Genomic DNA, 19860 nt, shown 5'->3' with positions numbered 1-19860 from the left:
TTAATAAATATTGTGCTCTCTTATTATATTTCCTTTTTTCGCAATGTTTAACAACTGGAGGTAAAAGTTATGTTAATTGAACATGAAAATTCAGATAAAATCAATATAAATGCATTTCAACATGATTTAATTTCCTGGTTTAAACAAGAACAACGGGACTTGCCATGGCGCAAGGATCAAGATCCATATAAGGTATGGGTCTCAGAAATTATGCTGCAGCAAACAAGAGTAGATACGGTCATCCCGTATTTTAATCGCTTTATCGAATGGTTTCCAACAATTGATGATTTGGCAGAAGCCGAAGAAGATAAAGTGCTGAAAGCATGGGAAGGACTTGGATACTACTCTAGGGTGCGAAACCTGCAATCAGCGGTTAAAGAGGTAAGGGAGAAATACAACGGGGAAGTGCCCAATACGCCGAAGGAAATTGCCGAACTGAAAGGGGTAGGTCCCTATACAGCTGGTGCAATATTAAGTATTGCCTACGGAATCCCTGAACCTGCTGTTGATGGCAATGTGATGAGAGTTTTATCACGAATTCTGTCCATTTGGGAAGATATTGCTAAAGCTTCGTCCCGAAAAGTTTTCGAAAAGGCAGTTCGTGAATTAATCTCACATGAAGATCCTTCTTCATTTAATCAGGCTTTAATGGAATTAGGTGCTCTCATTTGTACACCTACATCTCCTTCATGCTTATTATGTCCGGTCCGCGACCATTGCCAAGCATTTTTTGAGGGAGTCCAGAATGAGCTGCCAATAAAAACGAAAAAAACGAAAACACGTGATGTGCAACTCGCTGCGGCAATCATAACTGACCCAACCGGAAAATTATTGATTCATAAACGGCCTGCCGCCGGGCTGTTAGCAAATTTATGGGAGTTCCCTACAGTCGAGCTTCATCATCCGATGCAAAATAATCGTGACCAGGTCAATAGTCTTTTTAAACAAGTACATGATTTAGAGATCCAACTTGAGCAAATCATCGGTCAAGTTGACCATGTGTTCTCCCATTTAATTTGGAATATGAAAATTTACACTGGCACAATTAACACCAAATTTCCGGAAACAGAAGAATGGAAGTTCGTTTCCTTTGATGAAATGAAAGAACTAGCCTTCCCTGTTCCCTATCAAAAAATGTTTAAACTGTATCATAGTATATAAGGAGAGACCGCAGTTAATGGTTGCGGTCTTTTTTCTTCTAACCGTTTTATGGTTTCATTCCGCCGCGATGTTCAATTTCTTCGATAATTTCTCGATGTATGGTCAATCCTTCACTATTTAAATAAGGTGCAATTTGCTGCAAGGAATGATGGAAAAAAGACAGTTCTGAGTCCTGCCAATCAGATTTTGCCATCATAGAAAGCTCCGTCATATCACGTCCGCCATACATACCTGCAACCTCCTCTCAATTGTTATTTTGCCCTTAGTGTCTTATATTAATTGTCTTCTATACCTAGAAAAGATAAAATAGTACCATTACTTACATAAAGAAGGGAAAAGGAAGATGACTCAAAAAGTAGCATTAATTACTGGAAGCAGCCGAGGAATTGGCAAGGCAACAGCACTTCGATTAGCCGAAGCAGGATACGATATCGTTATTAACTATGCAAGAAGTAAAAAATCAGCCCTTGAGGTGGCAGAACAAATTGAGGCATTAGGCAGAAAGGTTTTAATCGTTAAGGCCAATGTGGGTGATGTCGCTAAAATTAAGGACATGTTCACGCAAATTGACCAAGAGTTTGGCCGTTTAGACATATTTGTCAATAATGCGGCCTCTGGCGTGCAGCGTCCGGTAATGGAACTGGAGGAGTCCCATTGGGATTGGACTTTAAATATAAATAGTAAAGCCCTGTTATTCTGTGCGCAAGAAGCAGCCAAATTAATGGAAAGAAATGGCGGCGGGAAAATTGTCAGCATAAGTTCCCTAGGATCCATCCGTTATTTGGAAAATTACACGGTTGTTGGTGTATCAAAAGCAGCTCTTGAAGCCTTAACACGTTATTTGGCGGTAGAATTAGCCCCTAAGAATATTATTGTCAATGCTGTTTCCGGCGGTGCAGTCGATACCGAGGCATTAAAGCATTTTCCAAACCGGGAAGAGCTGCTCCAAGAAGCAAAGGAAAAAACTCCGGCAGGAAGAATGGTTGAAATTGACGATATGGTAAATAGTGTTATGTTCCTCTTATCAGACCAGTCGAGCATGATTAGAGGACAAACCATTATTGTAGATGGCGGAATTTCATTGCTCGTATAAGTTATTTGTAAATAATAAAATACAGGGATAATCTCCACGAAGCCTGGTTACATTATATTCGTGGAGGTGATAACAATGGCAAAATTCAATCAACAGCCAAACAAAACTTCTGCTGGAACAAACATCCAGGAAGTTAGACAACAAAATGCTCAAGCTGGTGCAGGTGCTGCAGGGCAATTTGGTACTGAATTTGCAAGTGAAACGAATGCTGCAGAAGTAAGAAAACAAAATGCACAATCTGCAAAAGGCGGTTCACAAGGCCAATTTGGCACTGAATTTGGCAGTGAAACAAATGCACAAGAGGTAAGAAAACAAAACCAAGCTGCAGAAGCTCGTAAAAACCAAAACGCAGGTCAATTTGGTCAAGACTAACATACGTAACAAAATGGAGGCGCTCTTTTTCGTAAAAGGGTGCCTTCTTCTCTGTGTCTAGCTTCAGCCCCAGAGCAAGGCGCTTACGCTTTTCGGTTTTCGACAAAACTTCTCTTTAGTCTACATAAATAGTCAAAGGAAAAAAGCAACTGCCAAAGAATAAATAATAATAGCTTAAAAAATAAGGCGGTGAGGGAAATGGATCAGTTTAACCGATTAGTTTCCGAACAAATGGCAACCATGGAAAAATTACTGTATCTTCAAACGGAGCTTGAACGTTGTCTACAAATCGAAGAAGAGCTGCACACTTTGCAAAATGCCACGGACCTTGAAAGTATTAAAAACGACATTCAACTGATGAAAAAAGAGTTAAAAGAGATTCAATTAATTTTTGAAAAGCAGACAGAAGAGGTTATAAATTCCTATCGGGAAACCAACTTATCAGCCTCAATGTAGTTTAAAAATGAAAAAAATTCGCAAATTTTTACAAAGAGCCGCATGAATTGTGGCTCTTTTGTTTTAAATTCTCTTCTTAACCGTTATAATAATAAAAAATAGGAATTTTACTTTGTTACCTCTCTTTGTTAACGAGTAAGGGTTTAGAATAGGTTTCAAAGCGTTCAGGAATGAAGGTAGGGGAGAACATGGGCGTACCCATCGAAGGTGAACCAATGCAAATACATAGCTATAAGCATAATGGGCACATCCATCGCGTCTGGGAAGAAACAACCGTTTTAAAAGGGTCACAGAATTTGGTGATTGGTGGAAATGACCGTACACTTGTTACAGAATCAGATGGCAGAACATGGATCACGAGGGAGCCGGCTATTTGCTACTTCCATTCACAATACTGGTTTAATGTCATTGGAATGATACGTGAAGACGGCATTTATTATTACTGTAATCTAAGTTCACCGTTCATTTTTGATGGTGAAGCACTAAAGTATATCGATTATGACCTTGATATCAAGGTATATCCTGATATGACCTTTAATTTACTAGACGAAGATGAATATGAACGCCATCGCCGTGAAATGAAGTATCCAGATGTGATTGATCAAATTTTAAAACGAAATGTGGAAAAATTGATACAATGGATTCGGCAGCGGAATGGCCCGTTTGCACCAGATTTTATTGATATTTGGTATGAACGTTATTTAACGTACAGACGTTAGATATCTCGGAACGCCTGTTGATTTCGAAATCAACAGGCGTTATTATTTTCCTCACTAACAAGATGAAAGGGGGTGCCTCTCATTTGAGCAGCATTCGCAGGTACCTTCAATTTGTAAAACCGTATCGTTTTCAAATTATTGGAACGGTCATCATTGGGATTGTGAAATTTTCGATCCCGCTGGTTATTCCCATGCTGATTAAGTATGTAGTCGACGATATTGTCGGAAATCATGCATTATCCCATGATGAGAAAGTGAATAAACTAATGCTGATCATGGGCATCATGATCGTTATTTTTGTCATTCTTAGACCACCGATCGAATATTACCGTCAATATTTTGCACAGTGGACCTCTAGTAAAATTTTATATGATATTCGCGACCAGATGTATACCCATATTCAAAAGCTAAGCTTTAAGTATTATTCTAATACCCGTGCTGGAGAAGTGATTTCGCGTGTGATTAATGATGTGGAACAGACGAAGACATTTGTTATATCAGGGCTAATGAATCTTTGGCTGGACATGGCCACCATTGTCATAGCAATTATTCTTATGTTTTATATGAATGTTAAATTAACGATTGTATCGATCTTGCTGTTCCCACTTTATGCTTTTTCCATTAAGTACTTTTTTGGAAAACTCCGAAGTCTAACACGGAAACGTTCACAAGCCCTTGCGGAGGTACAGAGCTATTTACATGAACGTGTTCAGGGTATGCCGGTAATTAAAAGTTTTGCTATTGAAGAATATGAACAAACACAGTTTAATAAACAGAATAAAAACTTTTTAGATAAAGCATTGCAGCACACAAGCTGGAATGCCAAATCATTTGCAGCAGTCAATACAATAACAGATATTGCCCCTTTAATTGTGATTGGTTACTCGGCCTATCTGGTTATTCAGGATCAATTATCACTTGGTACAATGGTTGCTTTTTTTGCCTATATTGACAAGCTTTATAATCCTTTAAGAAGAATGGTGAATTCATCGACAACCATCACCCAATCATTCGCCTCAATGGATCGGGTATTTGAATTTTTGGATGAGAAGTATGACATTATTGATGAACCAAATGCACGGATATGCAATGAGGTAAAGGGTGATATTTCGTTTGAACATGTTTCATTCTCGTATGAAAAAGAGGATGAAATGGTCTTAAAAGAGATTGATTTAGCTGTAAAAAAGGGAGAAACGATTGCGTTAGTCGGAATGAGCGGCGGTGGGAAATCGACGCTTGTTAGTTTGATTCCGCGATTTTATGATGTCTCAAAAGGTAGAATCACATTGGACGGGACAGATATCCGCCAGTTTAAGGTTCAAAGCCTAAGGGATAAAATTGGTGTCGTTTTTCAAGATAATATTCTTTTCAGCGAATCCGTTATGGACAATATTTTATTAGGAAAACCCGGGTCTACCGAAGAGGAAGTTTTCCAGGCTGCTAAAGCGGCGAATGCCCACGAATTTATCCTTAACCTTTCAGATGGTTACAACACAAAGGTAGGGGAAAGAGGTGTGAAGCTTTCCGGAGGCCAGAAACAACGTGTAGCGATTGCCAGGGTATTTCTAAAAAATCCACCGATTTTAATCCTTGATGAGGCAACATCAGCACTGGATTTAGAAAGTGAGCATTTAATTCAAGAATCACTTGAAGAGCTGGCGAAGGATCGGACCACTTTTATTGTGGCACACCGGTTATCGACGATTACACATGCCAATCGGATTGTCCTAATTGAACACGGTCAAATTGTAGAAGTAGGAACACATGAGGAACTAATGGCCAAGCGAGGAAATTATTATAATTTATTTCAGGTGCAGCAATTAGAACAAAAAGAACCCGTAGCAGAGTAATCTGCCTCGGGTTCTTTCTGTTTAATCGTCATATTCATCTTCAACTGATACTTCGTTGTGATGATAAGAATGAAAGCTGGTAATCAATGTATCAAGATGTTCCACCTGTTCACCATAATCAATAATCATCGCGATAATTTGCATTGTATGATAGAGATGTGGATCATTATTATCGGAATATTCCTTTTGATGGGCTAAGAAGAAGTCGAATAACTCCTTTTTATTTAAGTATTCATTATCCTCAGGGTATGGAGGTGGTGTAGGGATTTTCCCAATGAACCTTAGAAGAACCTGTTCATGGTGATAAATAAGGCTGTCTAATTGATTTTGGATGGACTCCTTAAATTCTTCGGGAAGCTGCAGCAAATCGTTTTCATAACGATGCAGTCTTTTTAACGTATCAAGTGCTTTTTTTGCCGTTATGTTTAATTGACGATAAATAACAAGCTTTCGCGATTTTTCCGGAAGATTTTTTTTCAAATAGTAACGTTCTTCCTTCAGCATCTTATAATACAGATTCATAGTATTGATACTGTCTTTAAATTTTTTAATATCCGTTTTAAGAAGTTGATGATCATAATCATGGCGTGCACTGAGACGAATCCATTTTATAATTTCCTCAGTCGTATCAACAATTTTTAGATATAACTTATTCTCATATTTTGGCGGCATAAACACAAGGTTGACGATAAACGCCGAAAATACCCCAATCATAATCGTTGAAAAACGGATGCCGGCAAATTCAATAAAGCTGCCGCTTTGCGTTTCCATAATGGAAATTAAGGTGACGAGAGAAAGTCCAATTGTATTCTCCAACTTAAGTTTAAGGTTGATAATAATAACAATAATAGCGGCCAAACCGATGACAATAATATGATTTCCCAGCAGAAGAACAAAAATAACTGCAAGCAATGCACCGATGAGATTGCCTTGAATTTGTTCGATAATCGTCAAATAGGAGCGATAAATGGTCGGTTGGATAGCAAATATTGCTGCGATACCTGCGAATAGCGGAGAGGGTGAGTGCAGCAGCTGACCTATATAGAGTGATAAAACAATAGCTATTCCCGTTTTTAAGATGCGGGCACCTAACTTCATTCTAAATGAGTTCCTTTCAAATATAATAATAATTATTTTATTTTGATCATTGAAGAACAAATATGTACTATACATGGATTTAAACATTTTATCAAGAGAAAGTATATGAAATTATTATTCAAATTGTTACAACTATATGTACCCAAAAAACGTCCGCTATAGCAGCGGACGTTCACAATCATTCTGTTGAAACAGATGGATCGGCTTGTTCTTTCACAGGGATTATTTGGATAAAGTGGTTTTCCGGATTGGTCAAAAGTCCGCGAAGCTGATTTGCCTCACTGGATTGACCATTTTTCTCCAACAAGTCAGTATATTGATTTAACAGTTCGTTTATATCCTGGATTCCCTTTTCATTTAGTTCGACAACGGAAACTTTTGCACCTTTAGCAACACGTCGTGTAATAGCATCCTTTGTCAATCCCATTTCTGGCTGCTGACGGACATAAACGACACCACCGGTCATGCCTGCACAAATCCACGGACCTGGGTCACCTAACACGAGCCCGCGGCCGTTTGTCATATACTCGAATGCAAATCCTTTAATATTGGCATTCGCACCGATGTTTCCGGCTTCTTTTTCCGGAAGTGGCTTTTTCATCGCTCCGCCGATAATTAAATCAGCGCCAGAGAGACGAATTCCAGCACGGGCATCGGCATTTCCTTGGGCGATTAGCAAACCTTTTTGCGCCCCGTAGCCAAACCCTTTACCAACTGAACCATTAAATAAAATCCCATTTTTACCTTTGGACTTCAGAACTTGAATAGCCCCGCCAAAGGAAGTTTTTCCAACCCCATCCTGACCGCCACCCTCCACAGTGATCTCAATTCCTTCACTATTGTAGGCACCTAAGCCGTTACCCGGAATGGAACCGTCCAAATACTTAAGCTGTACTGGGGCCAGCTGCTTGTAGGAGCCGTCCAATCTGCCGCGAACGCGATGACAGGATACTCGACTTCCTAATACACGCTGTTCAGATGTTACACTTACGAATTCTCGCGAAGAAAGGAGCTGTTCGACACTGGCATCAAGATATTCCGCTCCTGCAGCCACCTGCATTTGAACCTCCTCCATAGATTTTGAAGCTTCTATTTTTGCAAATTGGCTGATTTCCAGTGGTTTTAACAAGTAGGAAAGGTTAAGCTGCTGTTCTCCTCTTACTTGCTCCAATAATTCTGAATGGCCGACAGCATCTTGTAAATTTTTAATACCGAGTGAAGCAGCAAGTGTCTTTAATTCTAATCCAAAAGCTGTAAATAGATTCATGATCCCTTGAACGGCCATATCAAACTGTCTTGGGACAAACCGTCTTAATCCATGCTCTTTTGCCTGGGCTTCTGATTCAATTTGCGTAGCAATACCAACATGGCATGTATCTAAATGGCAGCCGCGGCAAGTCGTACAGCCGATGGACAGCATTGCCAATGTTCCGAATCCGACACGATTTGCTCCAAGCAGCATGATTTTAATCACGTCCATAGCACTCTTCATGCCGCCGTCAGCCCAAATTTCTACTTTGTGGCGAAGACCGCTTTCTAAAAGGGCATTATGGGCTGCTTTTACACCAATTTCAACTGGCAAGCCTACGTACTGCAGGGCATGAATTCTGGCTGCACCTGTCCCTCCATCAAAGCCGCTTAACGTAATGATATCTGCACCGGCTTTCGCAATTCCGACAGCGATAGTTCCGATATTCGGTACGACCGGCACCTTGACTGCAATCTTAGCCTGATCGTTTGCTGTTTTTAATTCAAGAATCATTTGCGCCAAATCTTCGATTGAATAAATATCATGATTGTTTGATGGTGAGATCAAATCCGAACCTAGCGTTGCATTACGAGCTTCCGCAACCTTTGCGGTAACCTTAGAACCAGGTAAGTGGCCGCCCTCACCAGGCTTCGCCCCTTGACCAATTTTAATTTCTAATAGATTAGAAGAGTTTAATAGTTCAGCGTTCACTCCGAAACGGCCGGATGCAATCTGCTGACCGCGCGTCTTCGGATATTTACCGAGCATATCCTTAATTTCGCCGCCTTCACCATTTAAGCTGACCATATTTAAACGATCTGCCCCTTCAGCATAGGCCCTAAAGGCTGTTTCATTCTGCGAACCAAAGGACATCGAAGATATCAAAAACGGTAAATCATGATCACCGACACGTAGATCGACGTCAGCAGGTAAAACCCGTTTATTGGTCTTCTTAAGCTGCACTAAATGGCGAATGGTTGTTGGATTTTCTGTTTCTTGTTCAGAGATTTTATCACGATAAGCACTATAGTCACCAGTTGCAGCCACTTCACCAATAGCTTTCCATATCCGTGGGAAGAGGTGAAAGGTTTTTCCGACTCTTTCCTTCTCACTCTGATAATCTTCTGCTCTTTTTAACGCATCAAGCTTCATCGCTTCAAAATTCGATTCAATTTCTTTTGAACCAAAAAAGTTAATGATGTTTAAAATTTGCGCAATTTCCTCATGGAGCCCAATACTTGAGAATAGTCTTCCATAACCGCGGAGTTCATGGATTCCTATTGTCGAGATTACCTTTTCAATTCCCTTTGTTAGGGCGCTATATAAGTTTAATAACGGCTTATTAGATTCATCGAGAACCGTTAAGAACATATAATATGGGCTGACCAAATCGGCCCCAAGACCAAATACGGTAATAATATCATGCAGCGAGCGAATCGCGGCAGAACGTAATACTAATGAGCATTCTCTTCTTAATTCTGCTTTGACTAACGCCTGATCGATTGCTGATGTTACAAGATGTGGGTCAATCCAATAGAAATCCTCCTGATGGGATTTTGCATCATCAAGGATGAGTAATGTTTTTCCTGCCTGGACAGCCTGAACGGCTTCCTCCGCAATTCTTGCGATAGCCTGATCTACATTTTCATCCTTTTTAAATGTGGCAGATAAATAGGCTGCTAATTTCTGCTGTTGAAAATGCTGCGCAACTTGATCAAAGCTCGGCTGACCTAGGGTCTCTGAACATGTGTAACCTGCTTTTCCTTCTAATAGAAGAGGAGTGGTTAACTCCAACACCGTTTCCGTTTTTTCTTTCAAAAATAATGTTGGACGCTTGCCGATAATGACACGAGTGGAGAAATGCTCTGTTTCCCGATCGCGGTCAATGGCTGGATTTGTAACAACAGCAACACTTTCCTTTATATAATCAGCGATATTCACACGTTCAGGGTTAAGGGCCGCTAGTGGTGCGTCATGCCCCAGAGAACGAATCGGTTCCACTCCTTTTTCCGCCATCTGTTCAATTAATTGAATATGATCTCGCTCCCAGCCAAAGGCCTTATACTGTCCGTTATGGAGTTTGTCTGGATAATTCATTGTGACGGTTTTAGCTAAAACAGGGGGAGTAACCGCAGCCTTGATCCGTCAATATTTAACCGTTCAGCAAAGCGCTGATACACTTCTTCTTGATAACGGTTTTGCTCGTAAACTTCTAATTTCGCACCGTTCCACTTAAAACCAACCTTCTCACCTGGTGCTAATGGCTTTGGGTCATTCACATACTCACTTGATGGAATGATTCCCGGTTCAGAAGAAAAGAGATAAGAGCTCTCTGTCTCCAGCATCCAAAGCGGACGCAGACCAAGTGCATCCACACTAAATACTGCTTCTTGCCCATACCGCGAAATGATACCTGCAGGTCCCTGGGCAAAGTGCCCCCATGCTTCACGTAGATACGTATATAAATCCTGCAGGTGCTTAGGGTAGGCCTTGATTTCATTAATGATTGGCGGAAATAATAGATCCATAGCTTCAAACAATGAGTAGCCTTCACGGCAAATTAATGTTTCCATCGTGCGGCTTAAATCTTGTGAATCACTGCCGTCTTTGACAAGCGGAACATTGATCATTTTTGCTTCATCGCGGAGCTTAGCAATCGTATTAATTTCGCCATTATGTCCTAGGACACTAAAAGGCTGTACTCTGAAAAAGCTTGATAATGTATTAGTAGAATAACGGTTATGACCTAATGTCATAGTTGATCGGGCGAGAGGGTTTGCTAAGTCATGATAGTAACGCGGGAGAATATCTTCCAGCCCCCATTACTTTATAGACAACATGATTTTGGCTGAGTGATGCCACATGGACGTGTTCATTGATTTCAAAATCAACGAGGGTATCGAAAAGAATCTTTGTTAAATCTTTGCCTTTATTCGCAGGTAGGCAGGCAAATTGCCAAAATACAGGGTTCTCTTGAATGGCGATGGGTCCGAGGGCAGAGGAGTCTGTAACATCATTTGTTTCCAAAATTAATACTAAATCATTTTTCTCAAGTTTTTTTACTAATTCTTGCTTTGTTATATCCCAATTCACTTTTTGGCTGATAAAAACATGGCCGACAGCGAATTCATTCTTCTCCGCAATCTGAGGGTCAAGGCCATTCTTTTGCAGCTTTTCTTTCCAAAGCTCAGTTGGAATATCCATATGAATTCCCACACCATCACCTTCACCGTTTATAAAACCGGCACGATGATTCATGGTAACTAGAGCCTCTATACAGTCAAAAATATTCTTTCTTGTCGGGATTTTGTTCTTCTCTAGGCAAGCGACTATTCCACATGCATCGTGTTCCTGTTTATGGAAATCTTTAAATCGGGAAGGGGTCCATTTTTGTGTCATTATCATTGGCTTCATCGGTTAACCCGCTAAAGCCGCTTCACCTCCTATGAAACTTTTAGAATGAGAAAATAGGTTTTTATTGCAGAAAAGTTTAACGCTTTAGTGGGGCATTACAGTAAAGACGGAAAAAGAAAAAAGAATATTCTAATATTATCATAAGAATTTTCAGAAATCAAATAAATATGCATTATTTTGGATGAGAAATGGAAAAGAAAACTTCCGGATTTAATGGGTAAAGGTGATGTTGTAAGCGTTTTCAGCGTGATTAAAAATAAAAAGGAAGTGGATTTCCACTTCCTTGTCTGCATAAAAAATGCATAATTATTCGGATTTTAGTGAGGAAAATGCATTTCTTACCGCGTGTAATGTTGCTTCAACATCTTCTTCAGTATGTGCAATCGTTAGGAACCATGCTTCGTATTTCGAAGGAGCTAGATTAATTCCTTGCTTGAGCATTAGCTTAAAAAACTTTGCAAACATTTCCCCATCAGTATTTTCAGCTTGCTCATAGTTTTCAATCGTTTCATTTGTGAAATAAATGGTAAAAGCACCTTTCAAACGGTTGATGGTAATCTGAATATCGTATTCCTTGGCAGCTTCCAAGATTCCCTCCTCGAGCATCGCGCCTAATCGATCTAAATAATCATAAATTCCATCTTGTTTTAACACTTCCAGACAGGCGATACCAGATAGCATAGAGGCAGGGTTTCCGGCCATTGTTCCCGCTTGATAGGCAGGTCCTAGCGGGGCAACTGTTTCCATGATTTCTTTCCGGCCGCCGTAAGCACCAATTGGCAGACCGCCGCCGATTATTTTCCCAAGCGCAGTTAAGTCCGGCTGAATCCCTAATAAATCTTGGGCACCGCCATACATAAAGCGGAATGCTGTTATCACTTCATCATAAATGACCAACGCGCCGGCTGCATGGGTAAGCTCGTTGACCTGCTCGAGAAAACCTGATTTCGGCTCAACGATTCCAAAATTGCCAACGATTGGTTCCACAAGGACCGCAGCAACTTCTGAACCCCATTTTTCTAATGCCTCTTTAAATGGTTCGATATCATTGAACGGAACCGTAATTACTTCTTGGGCGATACTTTTTGGGACACCAGCTGAATCCGGTGTGCCAAGTGTTGAGGGGCCAGAACCCGCAGCAACAAGGACAAGATCAGAGTGACCATGGTAACAGCCTGCAAACTTGATGATTTTATCACGGCCAGTATAGGCGCGGGCAACACGGATTGTGGTCATGACCGCTTCCGTTCCGGAATTGACAAAGCGGACCTTATCCAGGGACGGTATCGCTTCTTTTATCATTTTAGCGAATTTTACCTCGTATGGTGTGGGGGTTCCATAAAGGACACCAGTTTCAGCGGCACGCTTAATCGCCTCAGTGATATGGGGGTGAGCATGACCAGTGATAATAGGGCCGTATGCGGCAAGATAATCAATGTACTGATTGCCGTCGACATCCCAAAAATAAGCCCCTTGTCCTCGCTCCATTACAACCGGGGCACCGCCGCCAACGGCTTTGTAAGATCTTGATGGACTGTTAACGCCTCCGACAATATGCTCTAATGCTTCGTTATGTATACGTTCAGAATTCGTAAATTGCATTTTTTTACCTCCTAAATTTATCTCTTTCTCATTTTAGCACTATTTTTATTAACTATTATCTGTTTTAACATTTAGATAATTTAATTTGATGCGGGAAAGTTGAGTTGCCGGAGTGATTTAGCTAAACTAATTGATTAGAGTGATGCTTCAGGAGGAACAAAAAATGGAAAATGTAATAGAAGTGAAAAAGCTTCGAAAGGAATTTAAAGCCTATTCCAGCCGGACGGGCTTAAAGGGCGCATTTAGAGACCTGTTAACACGGAATTATAAAGTAGTTCCGGCAGTAAACGATATCAATTTTTCAGTTAAAAAGGGGGAAATGGTTGGTTATATTGGTGAAAATGGTGCCGGAAAGTCAACGACGATAAAAATGCTGACGGGAATCTTAACACCTACATCAGGGGAAATCATTGTAAATGGAATGAATCCTCATAAGGAACGGGAAAGATTCGTGCAGACAATAGGAGTTGTATTTGGCCAGCGGTCACAATTATGGTGGGATATTGCTGTTCAGGAGTCATTCCGTTTGTTGAAAAAGGTGTATAAAGTTTCCGACGAACAATACGATGACCATATGAATCATGTCATCAATACATTAGACATTGAGCCACTGTTAGATAAACCTGTCCGCAAATTATCCCTTGGCCAGAGAATGCGCTGTGAACTTGCTGCGGCCTTAATTCATAACCCCCCATTGCTTTTTTTAGATGAGCCAACCATTGGACTGGATGTACTGGTAAAGTTGAAAATCCGTGAATTCTTAAAGGAGATCAACGAGAAGTATAACACTACGATCCTGCTGACCACCCACGATCTGTCTGATATTGAGGCATTGTGTGAACGTGTTGTCATGCTGGATGAAGGAAAAGTGATCTATGACGGGGCATTAAAGGAATTAAAGGAAAAGTGGGGAGATCGTAAAGAACTTCAATTTCAATTCCTTGAAAATATTAATCTCACTGCGGTCAAGAAACTTACCCATGGTTTACCTGTTGAGTGGGATCTGGATGATAAGAACCAAGTTTTTACTGCGGCCTTGGAAGACAATGATGAACTGATTTCACAAGTGATTGGGAAAGTTGTCGCAGCATTCAAGGTGAAGGATGTCAAAATCAATGAAACTTCAACAGAAGAAATCATTCGTAATATTTATGAAAAGGGTGCTGTTGAAGTTGGATAAATATATTGAAATGATTAGAATTCGATTCCTTATGATGCTTGCGTACCGGACTAACTATTATACAGGGATTCTCATTTATAGTATTAATATTGGCGCTTATTATTTTTTATGGACTGCCATTTACGGGGTGAAAGAGCAAATCGAAGGGCTTTCCGTGGTTCAAATGACCTCCTATGTGGCAGTCGCGTGGATGGCTCGAGCATTTTACTTTAACAACCTTGACCGTGAAATGGCACAGGAGATCATGGAAGGAAAAGTAGCCATCGAATTAATAAGACCTTACAATTATCTTGGAATGAAAACGATGCAGGCGTTAGGTGAAGGGATCTTTAGGTTATTCTTTTTTTCAGCGCCTGGGCTCATCATTGTTTATTTCATCTTTCCCATTCAATTCACATGGGAACCAAGCGTTTGGGGATTGTTTGCCATTTCGACTCTGTTAAGTTTTTTTATCAATACTCAGCTTAATTTGTTAACGGGAATTACAACTTTCTTCTTATTTAACAACGCTGGACTCATCCGGGCGAAACGAGTCGTGATTGATTTATTTTCCGGTCTTCTTCTTCCGATTAGTTTCTTTCCAGGATGGGCACAAGATATCATGAAATTTCTGCCTTTTCAAGGGATCAGCTACACCCCCAGCATGATTTTTACCAAAGGCTTTTCATTTCCTCAGGCAATAGCGGCGATTGGTCAGCAATTTATTTGGGTAGTCATTCTCCTTTTGCCAATTTATCTGCTTTGGCGTTTAGCAAAAAAACAGCTGATTATTCAAGGGGGGTAAGGCATGTTTTACGTTTCGATGTTTTTTCAATATATGTCGCAATATTTAAAGACAAGACTGCAATATCGTGCTGATTTATTTGTTGAGTTTTTCTCTGATTTGCTGTCCCAGGCCATTAACCTTGTCTTTATTCTTGTTGTTTTTGGTCATACCAATTTGCTTCATGGATGGAGCAGGGATGAAATTATTTTTATTTATGGTTTTTTTCTTGTACCGTATGCCGTGTTTTCTGCATTTTTTAATATTTGGGATTTTAATGAACGGTATATTGTAAAGGGGGAATTGGACCGGATTTTAACTAGGCCGATTCATAGTCTTTTTCAAATCATACTTGAAAGACTTGAATTAGAGTCTTTATTAGGATCAATTACGGGACTTGCAATTATGTTTTATGCCGGGTACAGGCTTGGCCTTCAGGTTGATTGGTATGATCCTTTCTTGTTTATTATTTTCGTTGTGGGCGGAGCAATGGTTTATGGCGGGATTTTCATCATGCTAGCCTGTGTCAGCTTTTGGGCGGATGCCCGGACCTCCCTCATGCCAATGATGTACAATATCAGCAATTATGGACGGTATCCTGTCAATATTTATAATAAATTAATCCGCTTTGTCTTAACCTGGATTCTGCCGTTTGCCTTTGTTGGTGTGTATCCCGCTTCCTTTTTTCTAGAAAAAGAAGAGTGGTTTTGGTATGCGTTTTTAACGCCAGTCATTGGAGTCATTTTTTTTACGCTTTCTATTTATCTCTGGAATCAAGGTGTGAAGAAATATCGCGGAGCAGGTAATTAATGGACCAAGCCTGCATAGAAATAGAATTAGAATAAACCGGGAATTAGAGGTGGTCTTTCTTGTTCTATTTCTTGCTGCCTATCGTTATTTTTTGCATTTTTATGAGTATCCGAACATTATTTGTTCCAAACACGATAAAGGGTAAATTAGTTTCAGTGGACAATTTTTTTTATTTAGGAACTTGTTATCTAACGGTCATTATCGGATTTGGTCTTATTTATCTTTTGTTTTCTTTAGTTGGTACCCCTGTGGTCATGGAAGCAAATGATGGACATGGGAAAAACCTCTTTGAAACGAGCTTTTATTTTAGTGCGATGATGCTGTTTTCTGTGGGGAATGGGGATGTCATTCCACTTGGAATAGGCCGGTTTATTGCCGTGACTGAAGCGTTAATTGGTTATACATTACCTGCTGCCTTTGTTGCTAGAGTCATGATCAATCGGGAAAAATAATGCTAACCCCCTTTGTGCAGAATAGTTGTTTTGGCAGGGAAGTTTGGTTAGGCTAGAATTAGAAAGAAATTACAAAGTGGAGTGAGGAAAATGACAGTTGAAACTGGGAAGAAGGCTCCTGATTTTACATTAGCTGCCCATACTGGTGAGACAATAACATTATCAAACCTTAAGGGAAAACATGTAGTTCTATATTTTTATCCAAAAGACATGACACCTGGATGTACAACAGAGGCATGTGATTTCCGTGACCAGATTCATCAATTTACGGATGTGGATGCAGTAGTCTTAGGGGTGAGTCCAGACCCGGTAGAACGTCATCTGAAATTCGTTGAGAAGTACGGCTTGCCTTTTTTACTATTGGCAGATACAGACCATCAAGTGGCGGAAAGTTATGGTGTTTGGAAGTTAAAGAAGAACTTTGGCAAAGAATACATGGGAATTGAAAGATCCACTTTTATTATTGATAAGGAAGGAACGGTCGTGAAAGAATGGAGAAAGGTTCAAGTGAAGGGGCATGTAGAGGATGCGTTAACATACATCCGTGAAAATCTCTAAACCCATTTTACTGCCTATTTTCTTGATAAAAGGCATTTGTCCAATGCAATAACCTTGTAAGTGAATATCATTCTATTAGGGCATACCTCCTCAGATAAACTTTTGGGTCGATAACGGCCCTTTTTTTATGGAAAATAACCAAAAGTTTTTATGGGAAAGAAATAATCGAAAATGCATATAATAAAATACAAAACATTGCATGGATAAACATTTCTTGTTAATGAGATTACAATATTGACAAAAGTATTAATAACTTAGTAAAATAAATTATAACAATTATAATCTAAGAATATTTTTTAGAAAGAAGGTGCATGACGATGAATCAGTTAAAAGAAGCGTTGGAAACCTTGAAGGACACTGGGGTGCGAATTACTCCGCAACGTCATGCGATACTTGAATATTTAATAAACTCGATGTCACATCCTACTGCAGATGAAATCTATAAAGCCCTTGAAGGGAAATTCCCTAATATGAGTGTGGCGACAGTTTACAATAATTTACGAGTATTTCGTGAAGTTGGGCTTGTAAAGGAATTAACCTATGGTGATGCTTCAGCGCGTTTTGATTTTGTAACCTCACACCATTACCATGTTATTTGTGAAAATTGTGGAAAGATTGTGGACTTTCATTATCCAGGCTTAGACGAAGTAGAGCATCTTGCTTCCCACGTAACTGGCTTTAAAGTGGAAAATCACCGCATGGAAATTTATGGTTCCTGTCCAGAGTGTGCAAGTAAAGAAGTCCATTAATTTAATTCGGTCAATGGGTCGATTAAAAAAAGAAAAAATGAGGGTGACATAAACCTTAAGGCTAAAAGCCAATCGGGTTTCGGTCATCCTCATTTTATTTTCCTGCTTTTTTACTATTGTACGATTCATCAAATTGTTGTCCTTCAAGTGTAGGATCAAGGGTCAACGGTTCACGACAATGCATACACATATCCACTCGGCCGAGCATTTTTGTGGGTTTTCCACAGTTCGGGCACTTGACTTGGATGGTTTTTGTCGATAACATCCCAATCCAAAAATAAACGGCTGTACTTGCGATAATAAAAATAAGACCCAAAAGCATGAAGATGGTCATAATAATTGGTGAAGTACGAAAATAGATACCGGCATACATAACAATAAAGCCGATGAAAATTAATGATAATGCAAAAGTACGGATTTTATTTATTTTACTCGAATATTTTGCCATGTTTCTCCCTCCTAGAGAAACTATACCATATTTATGTTCTAAGAAAAAATCCTTCGCAAAGAATGTCGAAAATTGTCTCTGACCAAAGAAGGAAATTACGTCTCGCTGTCGAACATATAAAGCTACCTGAAAAAAATTGGAGGAATGATGAATGGAAGACATCCTTCGGCCTATTTACCAAGAAAGGGCGAGTCAATCAAATACCCTTGGAGTCTTGTTGGTTGAAAAAAAACAAAAATCAAGTCATATTACCGATTCATTTGATGTCATATTATTAATCATTGTTAAACAGGCTGACCAGCCGTTATTTGTTAAGCATTATACGTATAACAACAAGAAGGCAGCTATGCATGTGATTGAAGAGGCCCAACTGGAGGAATGGCTGCTGCTAGGCACAAATCGAAAAATTTTTGAATGGATTCATGAGGCTAGAATTCTTTTTGATCGGAACGAATATGTCGCCAATTTAATAACGGAACTAAGGGAATTTCCTTTTAACGGTCGAAAAATTAAAATGGGCCTGGAATTTGCAAAGTTAATTCGACGATATGTAGATGGCAAAGCGTTATTTGAAAGCAAACAATATTTAGATGCTTATAATCATGTTGTTCATTCCTTACACCATCTTGCCAGATTAGCGGTAATAGAAAACGGGCTTCACCCGGAACTTACGGTGTGGCATCAAGTAAAACAAATAGAACCGGAAATCTTTAAATTATATGAAGAACTTGTAAACAGTGAAGAAACACTTGAGAAAAGACTTGAACTTTTGTTCCTTGCAAGTGAATTTATGATTTATTCCAGAACAAAAATTTGCACTTCTCATTTATTAGAGGTTTTAAGCCGGAAGGAACATTGGGTTTTTAATGAAATCATGAATGAGTCTGAATTAATTCCATACTCAGTTGATTTAGCAGTACTGCTCGAATATTTGATTGAAAAACATTTAGTAGATGTAGTCAATATAGAAACTAAGGGTCACGGTGTTTTTCATCGTTGTTATCAGGTAAATAAAAAATTATTGTAAAAAAACAATAAAATGTATTGACCTTTTAAAGAATACTTGGTATATTAATAACCGTCGCTGCGAAACATTCACATAAAACTTTCGCGGGTGACGGTTTAAAAAAAAGATATTGACATCGTAAAAAGCTTTGTGGTATATTGATAAAGTCGCTTACGACAGATAATCGAAATTGTTCTTTGAAAACTAAACAAACAAAAACGTCAACAAACAATAATATTTGCTTCTTATATAGAAGCAAAAGCCAACGTTTTAAATTATGAGCTAATCAACTCAACTTTTTTGGAGAGTTTGATCCTGGCTCAGGACGAACGCTGGCGGCGTGCCTAATACATGCAAGTCGAGCGAATCAATGGGAGCTTGCTCCCGTTGGTTAGCGGCGGACGGGTGAGTAACACGTGGGCAACCTGCCTGTAAGACTGGGATAACTTCGGGAAACCGGAGCTAATACCGGATAATTCTTTTCCTCCCATGAGGAAAAGTCGAAAGTCGGTTTCGGCTGACACTTACAGATGGGCCCGCGGCGCATTAGCTAGTTGGTGAGGTAACGGCTCACCAAGGCGACGATGCGTAGCCGACCTGAGAGGGTGATCGGCCACACTGGGACTGAGACACGGCCCAGACTCCTACGGGAGGCAGCAGTAGGGAATCTTCCACAATGGACGAAAGTCTGATGGAGCAACGCCGCGTGAGCGATGAAGGCCTTCGGGTCGTAAAGCTCTGTTGTTAGGGAAGAACAAGTATCGGAGTAACTGCCGGTACCTTGACGGTACCTAACCAGAAAGCCACGGCTAACTACGTGCCAGCAGCCGCGGTAATACGTAGGTGGCAAGCGTTGTCCGGAATTATTGGGCGTAAAGCG

Annotated in this window: 17 protein-coding genes, 1 rRNA gene and 1 pseudogene; 14 read left to right on the top strand and 5 right to left on the bottom strand. The window is 39.9% G+C overall.

All coding sequences use genetic code 11. From position 1 onward, the window contains the following. Positions 1-69 precede the first annotated feature (69 nt). The gene (gene mutY, locus ACO1D1_RS14150; RefSeq protein WP_423336275.1) at positions 70-1161 is read left to right on the top strand and encodes an A/G-specific adenine glycosylase; all 1092 of its coding nucleotides are present in this window, start codon (positions 70-72) and stop codon (positions 1159-1161) included. 46 nt (positions 1162-1207) lie between these two features. Here mutY and ACO1D1_RS14145 read toward each other — a convergent pair whose 3' ends face one another. Then, on the bottom strand, positions 1208-1390 hold the full coding sequence (locus tag ACO1D1_RS14145; protein ID WP_149869103.1) for a hypothetical protein: 183 nt from the start codon (positions 1388-1390) through the stop codon (positions 1208-1210). 114 nt (positions 1391-1504) lie between these two features. Here ACO1D1_RS14145 and fabL point away from each other — a divergent pair, with 114 nt between their 5' ends. From fabL to ACO1D1_RS14120, 5 genes are all read left to right on the top strand, one after another. Beyond that, positions 1505-2254: an enoyl-[acyl-carrier-protein] reductase FabL gene (fabL, locus tag ACO1D1_RS14140; protein WP_423336274.1), complete on the top strand. Its 750-nt coding sequence runs from the start codon at positions 1505-1507 to the stop codon at positions 2252-2254. A 75-nt stretch (positions 2255-2329) separates the two neighbouring features. Beyond that, the gene (locus ACO1D1_RS14135) at positions 2330-2626 is read left to right on the top strand and encodes a gamma-type small acid-soluble spore protein (RefSeq protein WP_190284837.1); all 297 of its coding nucleotides are present in this window, start codon (positions 2330-2332) and stop codon (positions 2624-2626) included. A 198-nt stretch (positions 2627-2824) separates the two neighbouring features. Further along, positions 2825-3082 (top strand): YgaB family protein, encoded by a 258-nt coding sequence (locus tag ACO1D1_RS14130; RefSeq protein ID WP_149869105.1) that lies wholly within the window; start codon positions 2825-2827, stop codon positions 3080-3082. Between the two features lie 188 nt (positions 3083-3270). Continuing rightward, positions 3271-3801, top strand: a complete 531-nt coding sequence (gene ntdP / locus ACO1D1_RS14125) for a nucleoside tri-diphosphate phosphatase (protein ID WP_149869106.1) — start codon at positions 3271-3273, stop codon at positions 3799-3801. Between the two features lie 83 nt (positions 3802-3884). Next, the gene (locus ACO1D1_RS14120; RefSeq protein WP_423336273.1) at positions 3885-5651 is read left to right on the top strand and encodes an ABC transporter ATP-binding protein; all 1767 of its coding nucleotides are present in this window, start codon (positions 3885-3887) and stop codon (positions 5649-5651) included. A gap of 21 nt (positions 5652-5672) precedes the next feature. Here the strand turns inward: ACO1D1_RS14120 and ACO1D1_RS14115 are convergent, their stop codons facing one another. The 3 genes and pseudogenes from ACO1D1_RS14115 to ACO1D1_RS14105 all read right to left on the bottom strand — a co-directional run bounded on the left by ACO1D1_RS14115 (position 5673) and on the right by ACO1D1_RS14105 (position 13014). Continuing rightward, on the bottom strand, positions 5673-6749 hold the full coding sequence (locus tag ACO1D1_RS14115) for an FUSC family protein (RefSeq protein WP_423336272.1): 1077 nt from the start codon (positions 6747-6749) through the stop codon (positions 5673-5675). Positions 6750-6927: 178 nt separating this feature from the next. Continuing rightward, positions 6928-11397 (bottom strand): annotated as a pseudogene (locus ACO1D1_RS14110) (glutamate synthase-related protein). A 321-nt stretch (positions 11398-11718) separates the two neighbouring features. Continuing rightward, positions 11719-13014, bottom strand: coding sequence for a glutamate-1-semialdehyde 2,1-aminomutase (locus ACO1D1_RS14105; RefSeq protein ID WP_149869109.1), 1296 nt, complete (start codon positions 13012-13014; stop codon positions 11719-11721). Between the two features lie 163 nt (positions 13015-13177). Between ACO1D1_RS14105 and ACO1D1_RS14100 the strand changes: the two genes are divergently transcribed. The 6 genes from ACO1D1_RS14100 (at position 13178) to perR (ending at position 17526) form a co-directional block, all read left to right on the top strand. Next, the gene (locus ACO1D1_RS14100; RefSeq protein WP_423336271.1) at positions 13178-14194 is read left to right on the top strand and encodes an ABC transporter ATP-binding protein; all 1017 of its coding nucleotides are present in this window, start codon (positions 13178-13180) and stop codon (positions 14192-14194) included. Further along, entirely contained in the window at positions 14187-14978 is a 792-nt protein-coding gene (locus tag ACO1D1_RS14095) for an ABC transporter permease (protein ID WP_423336270.1), read from the top strand. Before ACO1D1_RS14100 ends, ACO1D1_RS14095 begins: the two co-directional genes overlap by 8 nt. Before the next feature lie 3 nt (positions 14979-14981). Then, positions 14982-15767, top strand: a complete 786-nt coding sequence (locus ACO1D1_RS14090) for an ABC transporter permease (protein WP_423336269.1) — start codon at positions 14982-14984, stop codon at positions 15765-15767. 101 nt (positions 15768-15868) lie between these two features. Then, positions 15869-16219, top strand: a complete 351-nt coding sequence (locus ACO1D1_RS14085) for an ion channel (RefSeq protein ID WP_423336268.1) — start codon at positions 15869-15871, stop codon at positions 16217-16219. A gap of 90 nt (positions 16220-16309) precedes the next feature. After that, positions 16310-16777, top strand: a complete 468-nt coding sequence (bcp, locus tag ACO1D1_RS14080; protein ID WP_149869114.1) for a thioredoxin-dependent thiol peroxidase — start codon at positions 16310-16312, stop codon at positions 16775-16777. Between the two features lie 311 nt (positions 16778-17088). Next, the gene (gene perR / locus ACO1D1_RS14075; protein ID WP_149869115.1) at positions 17089-17526 is read left to right on the top strand and encodes a peroxide-responsive transcriptional repressor PerR; all 438 of its coding nucleotides are present in this window, start codon (positions 17089-17091) and stop codon (positions 17524-17526) included. A gap of 94 nt (positions 17527-17620) precedes the next feature. Here perR and ACO1D1_RS14070 read toward each other — a convergent pair whose 3' ends face one another. Next, positions 17621-17974, bottom strand: a complete 354-nt coding sequence (locus ACO1D1_RS14070; RefSeq protein ID WP_149869116.1) for a YgzB family protein — start codon at positions 17972-17974, stop codon at positions 17621-17623. Positions 17975-18125: 151 nt separating this feature from the next. On the opposite strand from ACO1D1_RS14070, the gene ACO1D1_RS14065 reads away from it, so the two are divergent. Next, positions 18126-19001, top strand: a complete 876-nt coding sequence (locus ACO1D1_RS14065) for a nucleotidyltransferase-like protein (protein WP_149869117.1) — start codon at positions 18126-18128, stop codon at positions 18999-19001. A 276-nt stretch (positions 19002-19277) separates the two neighbouring features. Next, positions 19278-19860: ribosomal RNA gene (locus ACO1D1_RS14060) — 16S ribosomal RNA — on the top strand; the annotation flags it as partial.

The organism is Neobacillus sp. 19 (genome assembly GCF_049463095.1).
In the GTDB taxonomy this organism is placed as follows: domain Bacteria; phylum Bacillota; class Bacilli; order Bacillales; family Cytobacillaceae; genus Neobacillus.
This window is presented reverse-complemented; position numbering and strand designations above follow the sequence as displayed.